We start from the raw sequence: 14,833 nt of genomic DNA, 5'->3' as shown, positions 1-14,833 counted from the left end.
CTGTGCGTTTATAAACAGTCATGCCTTCAGGCGCGTTCAAGGATCGCCTCATGTTCGACTGGAATGACCTGCGTTATTTCCTGGAGCTGCAACGCAGCGGGCGTCTGCTGACGGCTGCACGGCGCCTGAACACCACCCACGCCACCGTGGCACGGCACATCGAGGCCATCGAGAAAAGCCTCGGCACCGCGCTGTTTGTCCAGCATGCCCAGGGCTATGAACTGACCCCGGCCGGCGAGACGCTGCTCAAGCACGCCGAAGCCATGGAGAACGTGGCGTTGCTGGCCCAGGAGGACATCACCCAGTCCAGTGCGCCCCTGGGCAAGATCCGCCTGGGAGTGACCGAAGGGCTGGGCATCATGTTCCTCGCCTGCCGCATGGAGGGGCTGTTCCAGCGCTATCCGGGGCTGGAAGTGGAACTGGTGGCGGTGCCACGCTTTGTCAGCATCCTCAACCGTGAGGCGGAAATCAGCATTCACCTCGAACGCCCGGCGGCCGACCTGCTGGTCACCCGCAAACTCACCGACTACAGCTTGGCGCTGTACGCCAGCCAGGCCTACCTGGACCGCTCGCCAGCGCTGCGCAGCCGCGAGGACCTGGCCCGCCATGCCTGGATCGGGTATGTCGATGATCTTTTGTTCAGCCAGGAACTGATGTTCCTCAACAGCTTTTGCCGCAACCCTCGGGTGGTGTTCCACAGCACCAGCGTCATCGCCCAGCAACAGGCTGCGCGCTCCGGCCTGGGGATTGCCGTGCTGCCTTGCTACATGGCCAGCGGCGACCCGACGCTGGTGCCGTTGCTGCCGGACGAAACCATCCGCCGCAGCTACTGGATCAGCACCCGTCGCGAGCTGCACAAATCCGTACGCCTGCGGGTGTTGTGGGATTACGTGGTGCAGTTGTGCGAGCGCGAGCAGGCGCTGCTGCTGCCCTGACCACGTAGTACCCCTGTGGCGAGGGAGCTTGCTCCCGCTGGGCTGCGCAGCAGCCCCAAACCTCAGTTCGCAATGCCCTGACCCACCGCAATGAATGGTTCAGGGCTGCTTCGCACCCCAGCGGGAGCAAGCTCCCTCGCCACAAGGACTGTGCAAGTGCTGGCCGCCCAAGCCCCCTTTTATGGCCCCCAATGACCTCAAGCCAACGCGGTGGCGTGCCTTAGTGTGGGAACTGCCAGACCCACAACAAGAAAGGCGCAACCCTTGCGCCGCCAAGAGGGGCCTTATGTCGGCAATCACGCCTTCCTTCCTGCTTCGAACCGCTGCCGTCGTATCGTTCGGCGCGTTGCTTGCCGCGTGTGGCGATGAGGCCAAGCCGCCCGTGCCCACGGTATTCACGGCGATGCCCGCCGACGCGGCGTTGGCTCAGGTCTACGACAGCAGCTGCAAGCTCTGCCACGCCAACCCCGGTGCCGGGGCGCCGTTGACCGGCGATATGAACGCCTGGGCGCCACGGGTGGCCCAGGGCGCCGACACCCTGCTGGATCACGCGATCAACGGCTACAACGGCATGCCTCCGATGGGCTTGTGCATGCACTGTTCCGAAGAACAGTTCCTGGCCCTGATCGCCTTCATGTCCGGTCATCACTTCCAATAATAACTACGGGTACTACGGCATGACGATGGATTACTCACGGCGTCGGTTGCTGCAACAAGCCGGCGTTGTCGCGGCCTTTACGGCCCTGGGCAGCCAGGGCGCCCTGGCCGAGTTGATGCGCGCGCCGCGGCTGATCCCCTGGCGCAATTGGTCCGGTGCGCAGAGCTGCTTGCCGGCGGCGCGCCTGGCCCCCAAGGACCTCGATGAACTGGTGAACGTGGTGAGGCGCGCCGAAGGGCGGATTCGTCCGGTGGGTTCCGGGCATTCCTTCAGCGCCCTGGTGCCCACTGACGGCACCTTGTTGTCGCTGAGTTTTTTCAGCGGCCTGTTGGCTCATGATGCCGCCAGCCTGCAAGCCGAGTTCGGCGGTGGCACGCCCATGTCCCGCATGGGGCCGGCGCTCAAGGCCATCGGCCAGGCACTGCCGAACATGGCCGACGTGGATTACCAGACCCTGGCCGGTGCCATCGCCACCTCGACCCACGGTACTGGCAAGGCCTTCGGCTCGTACGCGTCCCAAGTGGTCGGCCTGCAACTGGTGACGGCCAGCGGCGCGGTCCTCGATTGCGATGCCCAGCGTCATCCAGAAGTGTTCAAGGCCGGCCGGGTGTCCCTTGGCGCGCTGGGGCTGGTGACTCGCGTGCGCCTGCAGAACCGCGCCGCCTATCGCTTGCGCGAGCACCAGTGGGTGGCGAAAACCGAGGAGTTGCTCGAGGACGTGGGCACCAACACCCGGGACAATCAGCACTGGGAAATGCAGGTCGTCACCCATTCCGACTATGCGTTGTCGATCACCCTGAACGAAACCACGGATCCGGCCACGCCGCCGATCAGCCCCGAGGAGGAGGGCGGCAACGATTTCGTCAGCCTGATCGAAAACCTCGACAAGTACGGCAGCGACTTTCCAACGATCCGTCGAGCGCTGCTCAACAGCCTGCGGCTGATGGCCGATTTCGACGACCGGGTCGGTGACTCCCATGACATCTACGCCAACGCGCGCACTGTGCGCTTCAACGAGATGGAGTACTCGGTGCCGGCCGAATACGGTCCGGCGTGCCTGCGGGAGATTCTGGCGCTGATCCGCGACAAGGACCTGCGCACCTGGTTTCCCATTGAGTACCGCTACGTGAAGGCCGACGACATTGCCCTGAGCATGTTCGAAGGCCGGGACAGTTGCTCGATCTCGGTGCACCAGCATTATCAGATGGACCATCACAATTTCTTTGCCGCCATCGAGCCGATCTTCTGGAAATACCAGGGCCGTCCGCATTGGGGGAAATTGCATTCCCTGAACGCCAAGGCACTCCAGGCGCTGTACCCGCGCTGGACGGAATTCACCGAGGTGCGCCAGGCGCTGGACCCCAGCGGCAAGTTCCTCAATGGGCATCTTTCATCGATTCTGGGTTTGAGCTGAAGGAAGAACCTGTGGGCGCGAGCTTGCTCGCGATGGCGGTGCATCAGTCATTCCTGTCAGGCACAAAACCTGTGGCGAGGGAGCTTGCTCCCGCTCGGCGGCGTAGCCGTCGTAAACCGGCTGACGCGATCTGCCTGGAAAGCAGTGTTATCCGATTGGGGCCGCTGCGCTGCCCAGCGGGAGCAAGCTCCCTCGCCACAGGTGCTGTGAAACACTCTAGAACGCAAACGGAATACTGACCTTGGCCCAGAGCATTTCGCCCTCGGTGCGGTTCTCCACTGCAAACTCCTTGGCCCAGCGGATTTCGGCGCTGGCGTACTTGAGGAAGGTCAGGTGCAGCGCAGGGCCGATGGCAAAGACCTGGCCGCGTACGCCGTCGTCGACGTCCTGCCCGGCAAATTGCACGGTGCGGCCGTACTGTTTGTCGTCGGTGGTCTGTTTGAGGTAGTAGCCGTTGAGCCCCAGCATCACGTTGTCGGTCACGCGGTAGCTGGCGGAATAATCGAAGTGGAAGATCTGCCCCGAGCGGTAGTCGGTGTCCTTGTTCTTGCGGTTGAAGCTGTAGGTGGTTTTCATCGACACCTCGGTGTTTTCCGTGGGTAGCCAGGTGAAGGAAAACAGCGGCTTGTAGGTGTAGAAATTGTTGCTGGTATTGGCCAGTCGATCGGTGCTGTATTCGCCGGTCGGCACGGTGATTTCCACCGCCGCGGCCAGGGTCAGGTTCTTGCCCATGTCCCAGAGCACGATGGGCGAAATCGTGGTGTCGCCCATGCCTTCGCGGGTGTCGTGCAGGCCGAATACCGAGACTTCCTGCTTGATCCAGGGTTGGGCGATGTAGATCCCCGCGCGCCCACCGGCCACCCGCAACGGGCTCAGGTAATCGATGCGCGGGACCACTGCCGTGGATTCGATTTCGACATCCGGCAGTTCGCCGCCCAATGAACTGATGTTGAATTTCCGGGCCTTGTAATGGTTGTAGTAGAGGTTGAACGCGACCATGTGGTCCGGAAGGCTGTCGACCTCCAGCGGCAACACAAAAAAGCCGTCGGTGCCCGGGCCGATGTTGTCCACCCCCGATTCGGTAGCCAGGGCGGGCAGGGCACCGCCGCAGGCCAGGCCGAGGGTCAATTGCAAGGCGAATGTCGTGCGGATCGGGTTCATGTGGGGGCTCATTATTATTGTTGGAGATGCACCGAAAGTCCGAGCCATACAAATAAGCCGTTCGCCGCCAACAGGGCAGGGTATTGGCGGCCATACAGGGGACTTGGGCGGCCAGATTTTTGTGTCCCACGATCCGCCGGGGCATGCTAACTTTGTGAAATAACCGGTTACAAAAACGCCACCTAACGTCCTCCGGAACCCGCCCATGCAGATGAAAGTCATCGACCCGACCTATGAATTGGCGTTGGTATCGCCATTCCTGCTACAGACCCTGGCCGAGGTTGTGGCGGACAAGGGCTTCGATGCCGCCAGCCTGTGTCGCGGCCTGGGGTTCGGCCTTGATGATCTGCAAGATCCCGCCCAGCGCATTTCCCACCGCCAGGCCGTGGTCATGATTCAACGGGCGCTCAAGCTGTTGCCCGAGCAGGGGCTGGGGTTGTGGGTGGGGGACCGCAACGTGCTTGGCACCCTCGGCCTGCTGGGCCACGTCCTATCATTGTGCGAAACCCTGCGCGATGCCTTTGCCCTGGGGGTTCGTTACCAGCACACCACCGGTGGCATCGCGGTGACCAGCGTCGAAGAAGCCACTGGCCGGATCATGGTCGAGGCGACCTGCCGGCTGCCTTTCGCCGAGATCCAGGTGTTTGCCGTGGAAGAGTTCTTCGCCAGCCTGATGGTCTATGGCCGGGCCCTGGCGGGGCCCGATTTCAAGCCCCTGGCCGTGGAGTTCATGCACGCCGCGCCGTCCTATGCCCAGGAATATCAGCGGATCTTGGGACCGGATGTGCACTTCGGTTGCCGACACAATCGCATGCTGATCGACGTGCGCTGGCTGGATATGCGTTTGCCCAATCACCACTCGTTGGCCCTGCGCCAGGCATTGGCCTTGCTGGAACAGGAAGCCATCGAAGTTCACCAGAAGATTGACCTGATCCAGACCGTGGAACGGGCAATTGCCCGAGACCTGACCCGTGGCAGCCACATCGAGAAAATCGCCGGTGATCTCAACATGAGCAGCCGCACCCTGCGTCGGCGCCTGAGTGAGCACAACCTGACCTTCGAGACCTTGCTCGAACAGGTGCGTCGCAGCCGCACCCTGAACCTGTTGGCCAATCCCGAGCTGTCCATCGAGCGCATCACCGAAGAAGTCGGCTATAGCGATGTGCGCAGCTTCCGCCGGGCGTTCCGGCGCTGGACAGGCATGAGCCCGAGCGCGTTTCGCAACGAAGGGCAAACGTTGTAGCCAAGACATTCAGCCTGGGGCTGATTAAACTCCTGCCTTTTTTGAGGGGCTTCATTGCGCAGCCGGTGGCCTTGATTCCATGAGTCAAACGATGAAAACGGTACGCTGGGGCATGATCGGGTGTGGCAGCGTGACGGAACGCAAGAGTGGGCCGGCCTTCTACAAGGCGCCCGGTTCAGCGCTGGTTGCGGTGATGGGGCGACGTCTGGAGGCCGTGTCCGATTATGCTGAACGCCACGGCATCGCCAGGTTCTACACCGACGCGCAGGCACTGATCGATGATCCCGAAGTCGATGCGGTTTACATTGCGACGCCGCCCGACAGTCATTTCAGCTATAGCCTGCTGGTGGCTGCTGCCGGCAAGCATTGCTGTGTCGAGAAACCCATGTCCCTCAATGTCGCGCAGAGCCGGGAAATGCAGCGCGTATTCAACAGCGCCGGGGTGCAGCTGTTTGTGTCGTACTACCGGCGCTCGCTGCCGCGCTTTTGCAAAGTGCGGCAATGGATCGAGCAAGGATGCATCGGTGACATCCGGCATTTGACCTGGACGCTGACTAAGCCCGCGTCATTGGCGGATATCAACGGCGCGACCAACTGGCGTACCGATCCGGCGATTGCAGGCGGAGGTTATTTCACGGACCTGGCCTGCCATGGCCTTGATCTGTTCCAGTTCCTGTTGGGGGACATCGTCGAAGTGGCAGGTCTCGCCGCTCGCCAGAACGGCTTGTATCAGGCAGAAGATGCGGTCGTGGCCAATTGGCGTTTTGCCTGCGGAGCCACAGGCATGGGCTGTTGGAACTTCGTCGCTGACCGACGTGAGGACCGCGTGGAGGTGATTGGCAGCCAGGGGCGGATCAGCTTCTCGGTGTTCGATGAGGCGCCGTTGCAACTGTGCACGGATACCTCCGTCAGCCTCGACATTCCTCATCATCCTGAGCATATCCAGTGGCACCATGTACTCGGCATGAATGCCCATATCCGTGGTGAGTCGAAGCATCCCGCCGTGGCCGAAGAGGCCTTGAAGACCGACTGGGTGATGGACCGCATTCTCCAACGCCGTTGAGGCGAGCCCGCGCGGGCATAACTCATGTCGAACGGCGTCCCGTCACCGGCGCGCTGTTCCCACGGTCGCTGCACAGCCGAGCGGGAGCAGGCTCCCTCGCCACAATGATGGGTACAGGCAAACTGTGAACTGACTGGCGGCGCTTGTCAGAAAAATCCTTAAAGAGTACAAATGTACTCCATGACGACTCTCACTCCTCGCCGCACCGCCATCCTGACCTTCATCCGCGAACGCATCGCCGATCAGGGCCAGCCTCCCAGCCTCGCTGAAATCAGCGAGGCGTTCGGTTTTGCCTCCCGCAGTGTGGCGCGCAAGCATGTGCTGGCGCTGACCGAAGCCGGTTTCATCGAGGTCAATCCGCACCAGGCCCGGGGCATTCGCTTGCTGAACCAGCCACCACGACCCGAGCTGCTGGACGTGCCGGTGCTGGGGCGAGTGGCTGCCGGGCTGCCGATCGGCGCCGATGCCGAGGTCCACAGTCGCCTGATGCTGGACCCGGCGATTTTTACCAAGGCGCCGGATTACCTGCTGCGGGTCCAGGGCGATTCGATGATCGAGGACGGCATTCTCGACGGTGACCTGGTGGGTGTGCAGCGCACGCCGCAGGCCGCCAACGGCCAGATTGTCGTGGCGCGCCTGGATGGCGAAGTCACCATCAAGCGCTTCGAGCGCATTGGCGAGCGGGTGCGTTTGTTGCCGCGCAACCCGGCTTACCAGCCGATCATCGTCGAGGCCGATCAGGACCTGGCGATAGAAGGGGTGTTCTGTGGCTTGGTGAGGCAAGGCTGATGGGCGCTGTCGTTGCGCTGGACACGCTGTTCAACGGCGGCCAGGTCTGGAAGGGCCGGCCTGCGCCGCCAGCCGCCAGCCCGCAACCCACCGGCCATGCGGCACTGGACGCGGCGTTGCCCAGTGGTGGCTGGCCGGAGGCGGCCTTGACGGAACTGCTCATCGCCGCGCCGGGCGTGGGTGAGTTGCAACTGGTGTGGCCGACCCTGGCGCGGCTGTCGGCGGCGGGGGAGCGGATCGTGCTGGTGGCGCCACCGTTCGTGCCCTATCCCCAGGCCTGGCAGAACGCTGGCGTCGACCTGCGTCAGTTGTCGGTAATCCGCGCCGATGAGCGCGATGCCCTGTGGGCCACCGAACAATGCTTGCGTTCTGGCAGTTGTGGCGCGGTGCTGTGTTGGCCCCGTCAGGCGGATGACCGGGCCTTGCGCCGTTTGCAAGTGGCGGCGGAAACCGGCCAGACCCTGGCGTTCGCCTGGCGCTCGATCCAGGAGGCCATCAATCCGTCGCCAGCGGCGCTGCGCATCGCCATCGATACCCGGCCGGCGCAATTGCGCGTGCTCAAGTGCCGCGGCGGGTTGGCTCGTTCGGCGCCGATTGCCTTTGCCACGCTCGCCACACAAACCGGGCATTGAGGTTGCGATGCGCTGGGTCTGTATTCTCTTCCCGCAATTGGCGCTGGACGCCGCGCTGCGTCAGCGCCCCGATCCCGACCAGCCCCTGGCATTGCTGACCGGTCCGGCCCAGCGTCGGGTGCTGCAAGCGGTGAATGCGCCGGCACGAGCCTTGGGCTTGCGTCCTGGCCAGACCATGACCGCCGCCCAGGCCTTGAGCAAAGGCTTTGCCACCGCCGAATACGACGCGGCGCAAATCGAACACTGGCAACAGTTCCTGGCGGCCTGGGCCTACCGTTTCAGCGCCCAGGTCAGCGTGCATTACCCGCGTACGCTGCTGTTCGAGATCGAGTCGAGCCTTGGCCTGTTTGGCCCCTGGCCGGTGTTCGAGGCGCGCTTGCGGGCCGAGCTGACCGAGCTGGGCTTTCGTCATCGCATCGTCGCCGCTCCCAATCCGGTGGCGGCACGGGTGTTGGCCAATGCCTATGACGCCCTGGTGGTGCCCGACGCCGAGACCTTGCAACAGTGCCTGGGAGACATGCCTGTGGAGCGTATCGGCCTGGAACCCGACGTCGCCACGGCGCTGTCGCGCATGGGCCTGCGCCGCTTGAGCCAGGTCCAGGCCTTGCCCCGGCAGACCCTGGCGCGGCGCTTCGAGGCCCAAGTGCTCAAGCACCTCGACGCGTTGATGGGCCATCGCACCCTGGCGCTGTCGTTCTACCTGCCGCCGGACCGTTTTGATGTGCGCATCGAGCTCAACTATGACGTGCAATCCCATCAAGCGCTGTTGTTCCCGTTGCGCCGGCTGACCGGTGACTTGTCGGCCTTCCTCTGCGGGCGCGACAGCGGCGTGCAGCGCTTTGACCTGCACCTGGAGCATGCCGGGTTGCCGGATACAGTGATCAAGGTCGGCCTGCTCAGCGCCGAGCGGGCCCCGGCGATGCTCTTCGAACTGGCCCGCGGTCGCTTGGAACAGGTGCAGGTCGAGGCCCCGGTGCGGGGCTTTCGCTTGTGTGCCGAGGACCTGCCGAGTTTCGTGCCCCAGCGCCTGGAGCTGTTCGACGAACGTCCCCAGCAATCATTGCCCTGGGAGCAACTGCGCGAACGCTTGCGGGCCCGGCTGGGGGATGAGGCCGTGCAGGGCCTGGGGTTTCGCGACGACCATCGGCCTGAGTGCGCCTGGCAGATGACCTCCCAACCCCGCTCCCAGGCTTGTCCGGTGCGCGACGGCGTGCAGCGTCCCGGCTGGCTGCTGGAGGAGCCCCAGGCATTGGCGCAAGGTCAGGCGCACATCCTCATGGGCCCCGAGCGCATCGAGACCGGTTGGTGGGACGGCGCGGATGTGCGTCGTGACTATTACCTGATCGAAACCCGCCGCGGACAACGTGGCTGGGCCTATCGAACGGTGGGCGAGGGCGGGCCGCTGTGGCTGCAGGGCTGGTTCGCATGAACGTTGAGTATGCCGAGCTGCATTGCCTGTCGAACTTCAGCTTCCAGCGCGGCGCCTCCAGTGCCCTGGAGTTGTGCCGTCGCGCCAAGCAGCAGGGCTACCAGGCCCTGGCGATCACCGACGAATGCACCTTGGCCGGAATCGTCCGGGCCTGGCAGGCGGCCAAGGAACTGGAGCTGCAACTGATCGTCGGCAGCGAGATCCAGGTCGAGAACGGCCCGAAACTGGTGTTGCTGGTGGAAGACCTGGAAGGCTATCAAGCCTTGTGCCGGCTGATCACCCGCGCCCGGCGGCGCAGCGAGAAAGGCCACTATCGCATCGTGCGAGAGGACTTCGACCAGCCCTTGTCGGGGCTGCTGGCGTTATGGATAGCCGAGGGCAAGGATGCCGAGGAACATGGCCGTTGGCTCCAGTCGACCTTTGCCGGGCGCCTGTGGCTGACGGTCCAGTTGCATTGCGCACAGGACGACCGCCGCCGATTGGCAGACTCGTTGGCGCTGGCCGAACGCTTGGATCTCCCAATCGTTGCCAGTGGTGATGTACACATGCACGTGCGCGGCCGTCGTGCCCTGCAGGACACCATGACCGCCATCCGCCACCACGTCACGGTGGCCGAGGCCGGCCAGCGCCTGCACCCCAACGGCGAGCGCCACTTGCGCAGCTGCAAGGATCTGGCCGATCTCTATCCGCGGGCCTTGCTCGACGAAACCCTGAACATCGCCCGGCGTTGCACCTTCGACCTCGGCCAACTGCGTTACCAATACCCCCGTGAGCTGGTGCCCGCGGGGCATGATCCGGCGTCCTGGCTGCGGGAGCTGACCGAGCGCGGCATGCGCGAGCGGTGGAAGGATGGCGTGACAGACAAAGTGTGGGCACAGATCGACAAGGAGCTGAGCCTGATCGCCGAGCTGGGTTATGACAGCTATTTCCTCACCGTACAGGACATCGTCAGCTTCGCCCGCAGCCGTCATATTCTTTGCCAGGGGCGTGGTTCGGCGGCCAACTCGGCGGTGTGCTACGCCTTGGGCATCACCGAAATCGATCCCAGCCTTACCAGCCTGTTGTTCGAACGCTTCCTGTCCCGGGAGCGCAACGAGCCGCCGGACATCGACGTCGACTTCGAACACGACCGTCGCGAGGAAGTGCTGCAGTACGTGTTCCAGCGCTACGGTCGTCATCGTGCGGCATTGACGGCGGTGGTCAGCAGTTACCACGGCGCCGGGGCGGTGCGCGATGTGGCCAAGGCCCTGGGCTTGCCGCCAGACCAGGTCAACGCCCTGGCCGATTGCTGTGGCCGCTGGAGCGACGAGGCGCCGCCAGTGGAGCGTTTGCGTGAAGGTGGCTTCGACCCGGACAGCCCGGTGTTGCGCCGGGTCCTGAGCCTGACCCGGCAATTGATCGGTTTTCCCCGGCATTTGTCCCAACACCCTGGTGGCTTCGTGATTTCCGAGCAACCCCTGGACACCCTGGTGCCGGTGGAAAACGCCGCCATGGCCGATCGCACCATCATCCAGTGGGACAAGGACGACCTGGACGCGGTCGGGCTGCTCAAGGTGGACATCCTGGCCCTGGGCATGCTCAGTGCGATTCGTCGCTGTTTCGACTTGATCGAGCGCTATCGGGGCCAGCGCTACGCCCTGGCGTCACTGCCCAAGGATGATCGGGCGACCTACGAAATGATCAGTCGCGCCGACACCATCGGTGTGTTCCAGATCGAGTCCCGGGCGCAGATGTCGATGTTGCCTCGGCTGAGGCCCAAGACGTTCTACGATTTGGTCATCGAAGTGGCCATCGTACGCCCCGGGCCGATCCAGGGTGGGATGGTGCATCCGTACCTGCGCCGCAGAAACAAAGAAGAGGCGGTGACTTATCCCTCTGAAGCGTTGAAGCAAGTGCTCAACCGCACCCTGGGTGTTCCCTTGTTCCAGGAGCAGGTCATGCAGATCGCCATCGTCGCGGCCGATTACACCCCGGGTGAAGCAGACCAATTGCGTCGCTCCATGGCGGCCTGGAAACGTCACGGTGGGTTGGAGCCCCATCGGGAGCGCCTGGCGCAGGGGATGAAAAAAAACGGCTACACCGCTGAGTTCGCCGCGCAAATCTTCGAACAGATCAAAGGCTTCGGCAATTACGGCTTCCCGGAATCCCACGCCGCCAGTTTCGCCTTGCTGACCTACGCCAGCAGTTGGCTCAAATGCCACGAACCGGCGGCGTTCGCCTGTGCCCTGATCAACAGTTGGCCCATGGGGTTCTACAGCCCGGACCAGATCCTCCAGGATGCCCGCCGGCATCAACTGTCGATCCGCCCGGTGGACGTGCGCGCCAGCGATTGGGATTGCAGCCTCGAGCCCATGGACGGTCGACAACCGGCGATCCGCATGGGGCTGTGCATGATCAAGGGCTTTCGCGAAGAGGATGCCCGCCGTATCGAAGCGGCCCGCCGGCATCGGCCCTTCAGCGACGTGGCTGACTTGGGCGAGCGCGCGCAGCTCGATGCCCGGGCCCAGGCGCAATTGGCCGATGCGGGGGCTTTGCAGGGCCTGGCTGGTGATCGCCATCGTGCCCGCTGGGAAGTGGCCGGGGTGCAGAAACAACTGGGCTTGTTCGCCGGTTTGCCCTGCCAGGAGGAACCGCCCGTGGCCCTGCCAAAACCTACGCTGGGGGAAAACCTGTTTGCCGATTACACCACGCTCGGCACGACACTGGGCCCTCATCCATTGGCCCTGCTGCGCCCCGAACTGCGCGCACGGCGCTGCCGCAGCTCACGGGAGCTGCAAGAGGTGGAGCATGGCCGCAACGTCAGCGTCGCCGGGCTGGTTACCGGTCGCCAACGCCCGGGCACGGCCAGCGGTGTGACCTTTGTCACCCTGGAAGATGAATTCGGCAACCTCAATGTGGTGGTCTGGCGCGACTTGGCCGAACGCCAGCGCAAGACCTTGGTGGGCTCGCAACTGCTCAAGGTCGACGGGCGCTGGGAAAGCGTCGGCGAGGTCCGCCACCTGATCGCCGGGCGCTTGAGCGACCTGACCGAGTTGTTGGCGGGTATCCAGGTGCAAAGCCGTGACTTTCGCTGAGCCCCAGCAACACCGCCGTTTTTGTGGCGAGGGAGCTTGCTCCCGCTGGGCTGCGTAGCAGCCCCCCAAAAAATGGTTTATGCAATCCATCAGGCACACCGCATCAGCCGGTTTACGACGGCTGCGCCGCCGAGCGGGAGCAAGCTCCCTTGCCACAGGATCGGGCCTGGATCGACCAGCATGAAACCAAACGCCAACCCAGCGCTCGAAGCTCTGATCCCAAGGGGTTTGTGGATGCCGACTCCCTGCAGGCATTTTGAGGTTCAGAATCGATCATGCAGTTTCTATCCCAAAATCACGGGTGCCCTGGATGGGGCGGTGAAATGGCCGGGCGTATCCGGGCGTTCGATTGGAGCCGGACCGAGTTGGGCGCCATCGAGCACTGGTCCGCCAGCCTGCGCAGTGCCGTCCAGTTGTTGCTGGCTTCGCCCCTGCCGATGGTGATGTTGTGGGGCCGCCAGGGCTTCATGATCTACAACGATGCCTATGCCGAGTTTGCCGGTGGCCGCCATCCTTACCTGCTGGGGTGTGCAGTGGAGTTGGGTTGGCCGGAGGTCGCCGAATTCAATCGGCATGTGCTGGACGTCTGCCTGGCCGGCGGCACCTTGTCCTACCGCAGCAAAGAGCTGGTCCTGCTACGCGATGGCAAGCCTGAAGATGTGTGGATGGACCTCTATTACAGCCCGGTGCCCGATGACGACCAGTCCCCGGCGGGCGTGCTGGCGATTGTGGTGGAAACCACCGAGCTCGTGTTGACCGAGCGCGCCCGGCAAGAGGCCGAACGCAGTTACCGAGCCGTCAACGAGCGCATTCAACTGGCCCTCTCGGCCGGACCATTGCTGGGGTCGTTCGTCTGGGACATCCAGGCCGACACACTGTCGGGCGATGAGCGTTTCGCCCGTACCTTCAACTACCCGCCAGACTGTTCACTGGACGCACTGCCCATCGAAATTGCCCGCCAGCGCATCCACGCCGATGACCTCGAAGAGGTCAACCAGCGGATCGAACTGACCTTGCGCACGGGCATCCCCTACAGCGCTGAATATCGGGTGCGCCGCGTGGGCGGTGATTACCGGTGGGTGCTGGCCAGCGGTCGCTGCGAATTCGATGCCACGGGCAAGCCCTTGCGTTTTCCAGGTGTGCTGATTGACATCAATGAACGCAAGACAGCCGAAGCTTCGCTGCTCAAATTCACCCGCGACCTGGAACAGCGGGTCGCCGACGAGGTGCAGGCGCGGCTGGCGGCAGAAGAGCAGTTGCGTCAGTCGCAAAAGCTCGAGGCCATTGGCGGTCTCACTGGCGGCGTGGCCCATGACTTCAACAACCTGCTGCAAGTGATTGCCGGCAACCTGCACTTGCTGGCCCGCCACGAACGGGACAACGTCAACGTGCAACGGCGGGTCAGTGCCTCCATCGAAGCCGTGGAGCGGGGGGCCAAGTTGTCATCGCAGCTGCTGGCTTTTGCCCGGCGCCAGCCATTGTCACCGGCGGTCTACAACCCACGACGCATCTATGATGGCATGGGTGAACTGTTGCAACGGGCCTTGGGCGAAACCATCCAGATTGACGTGAGCTTGCCCCAGGAGCCCTGGTGCATTCACGTCGATCGCAATCAATTGGAAAACGCCCTGTTGAACCTGGCGATCAATGCGCGCGATGCCATGGGCGGCGAGGGCACCATCCGCCTGATTGGGGAGAACATCGTGCTCGATCAAGCGTTCTGTGCCGGCAAGGGGATCTCGGCCGGCGACTATGTCCGGCTGTCGGTGATCGACTGCGGTGCCGGCATGCCGCCCGAGATCCTGAAGCAGGTGTTCGAACCCTTTTTCACCACCAAGACCGATGGCCAGGGCACGGGGCTTGGACTGAGCATGGTGTTCGGGTTCGTCAAGCAGAGTGGCGGCCATATCGAGATCTCCAGCGACCTGGGCGAGGGTACGCGAGTACGGATGTACTTCCCTCGAAGCCTTGCGCCCGAAGCGGGCGAAGCCGAGCAACACGACGTGTTTCAGTCCGGCAGGCAAGAGACGATCCTGGTGGTGGAAGACAACAACGAGGTGCGCAGCGCGTCGGTGGAACTGCTGGAACAGTCCGGCTATCGGACCCTCACGGCCGCCAACGGCGATGAGGCGATGAAGCTGCTGCTGGAAGGCATCTCGGTCGACCTGATCTTCACCGACGTCGTCATGCCCGGCCTGATCAAGAGTTCCGACCTGGCCGCCTGGGCCAAGGTGCAGAAACCGCCGGTCCCGGTGCTGTTCACCTCGGGGCACACCCGGGACATCATCTCCCGGAATCATCAACTGAGCCCCGATACCCATTTGTTGAGCAAACCCTACGGCCCGGACGCGCTGACCCGGATGGTGAGGCGTGTGCTGGGCGGTTGATCGCGGCGCTGCAAACAAATGGAACCGAAGCCGTCGCGTCACCTTCGA

General features: G+C 63.5%; 11 protein-coding genes. 10 read left to right on the top strand and 1 reads right to left on the bottom strand.

What is annotated here, in order from left to right; translation table 11 throughout:
* The first annotated feature begins 50 nt into the window (after nt 1-50).
* From BM300_RS02805 to BM300_RS02795, 3 genes are all read left to right on the top strand, one after another.
* Entirely contained in the window at nt 51-935 is an 885-nt protein-coding gene (locus BM300_RS02805) for a LysR family transcriptional regulator (RefSeq protein WP_063322025.1), read from the top strand.
* 286 nt (nt 936-1,221) lie between these two features.
* Complete coding sequence (locus tag BM300_RS02800) at nt 1,222-1,593, top strand: c-type cytochrome (RefSeq protein WP_092461960.1); 372 nt, start codon at nt 1,222-1,224, stop codon at nt 1,591-1,593.
* Nucleotides 1,594-1,708: 115 nt separating this feature from the next.
* Nucleotides 1,709-3,007, top strand: coding sequence for a D-arabinono-1,4-lactone oxidase (locus BM300_RS02795; RefSeq protein WP_170862011.1), 1,299 nt, complete (start codon nt 1,709-1,711; stop codon nt 3,005-3,007).
* A gap of 216 nt (nt 3,008-3,223) precedes the next feature.
* On the opposite strand, the gene BM300_RS02790 is transcribed toward BM300_RS02795, so the two are convergent.
* Nucleotides 3,224-4,168, bottom strand: a complete 945-nt coding sequence (locus tag BM300_RS02790; RefSeq protein WP_072347648.1) for a SphA family protein — start codon at nt 4,166-4,168, stop codon at nt 3,224-3,226.
* A gap of 205 nt (nt 4,169-4,373) precedes the next feature.
* Here BM300_RS02790 and BM300_RS02785 point away from each other — a divergent pair, with 205 nt between their 5' ends.
* The 7 genes from BM300_RS02785 to BM300_RS02755 all read left to right on the top strand — a co-directional run bounded on the left by BM300_RS02785 (nt 4,374) and on the right by BM300_RS02755 (nt 14,785).
* On the top strand, nt 4,374-5,411 hold the full coding sequence (locus BM300_RS02785; protein ID WP_092344455.1) for an AraC family transcriptional regulator: 1,038 nt from the start codon (nt 4,374-4,376) through the stop codon (nt 5,409-5,411).
* A gap of 91 nt (nt 5,412-5,502) precedes the next feature.
* Entirely contained in the window at nt 5,503-6,474 is a 972-nt protein-coding gene (locus tag BM300_RS02780) for a Gfo/Idh/MocA family protein (RefSeq protein ID WP_092145569.1), read from the top strand.
* A gap of 171 nt (nt 6,475-6,645) precedes the next feature.
* Complete coding sequence (gene lexA / locus BM300_RS02775) at nt 6,646-7,263, top strand: transcriptional repressor LexA (protein WP_013692700.1); 618 nt, start codon at nt 6,646-6,648, stop codon at nt 7,261-7,263.
* Entirely contained in the window at nt 7,263-7,895 is a 633-nt protein-coding gene (gene imuA / locus BM300_RS02770; protein WP_063322020.1) for a translesion DNA synthesis-associated protein ImuA, read from the top strand. Before lexA ends, imuA begins: the two co-directional genes overlap by 1 nt.
* Before the next feature lie 7 nt (nt 7,896-7,902).
* Nucleotides 7,903-9,324, top strand: coding sequence for a Y-family DNA polymerase (locus tag BM300_RS02765; RefSeq protein WP_063322019.1), 1,422 nt, complete (start codon nt 7,903-7,905; stop codon nt 9,322-9,324).
* On the top strand, nt 9,321-12,398 hold the full coding sequence (locus BM300_RS02760) for an error-prone DNA polymerase (RefSeq protein WP_092461956.1): 3,078 nt from the start codon (nt 9,321-9,323) through the stop codon (nt 12,396-12,398). Before BM300_RS02765 ends, BM300_RS02760 begins: the two co-directional genes overlap by 4 nt.
* A 275-nt stretch (nt 12,399-12,673) precedes the next feature.
* The gene (locus BM300_RS02755; protein ID WP_092461954.1) at nt 12,674-14,785 is read left to right on the top strand and encodes a PAS domain-containing hybrid sensor histidine kinase/response regulator; all 2,112 of its coding nucleotides are present in this window, start codon (nt 12,674-12,676) and stop codon (nt 14,783-14,785) included.
* Nucleotides 14,786-14,833: the final 48 nt, after the last annotated feature.

It is taken from the genome of Pseudomonas sp. NFACC46-3 (genome assembly GCF_900114515.1).
In the GTDB taxonomy this organism is placed as follows: Bacteria; Pseudomonadota; Gammaproteobacteria; order Pseudomonadales; family Pseudomonadaceae; genus Aquipseudomonas; species Aquipseudomonas fluorescens_Q.
The sequence above is the reverse complement of the archived record's forward strand: the minus strand, read 5'-3'. Positions and strand labels throughout refer to the sequence as shown.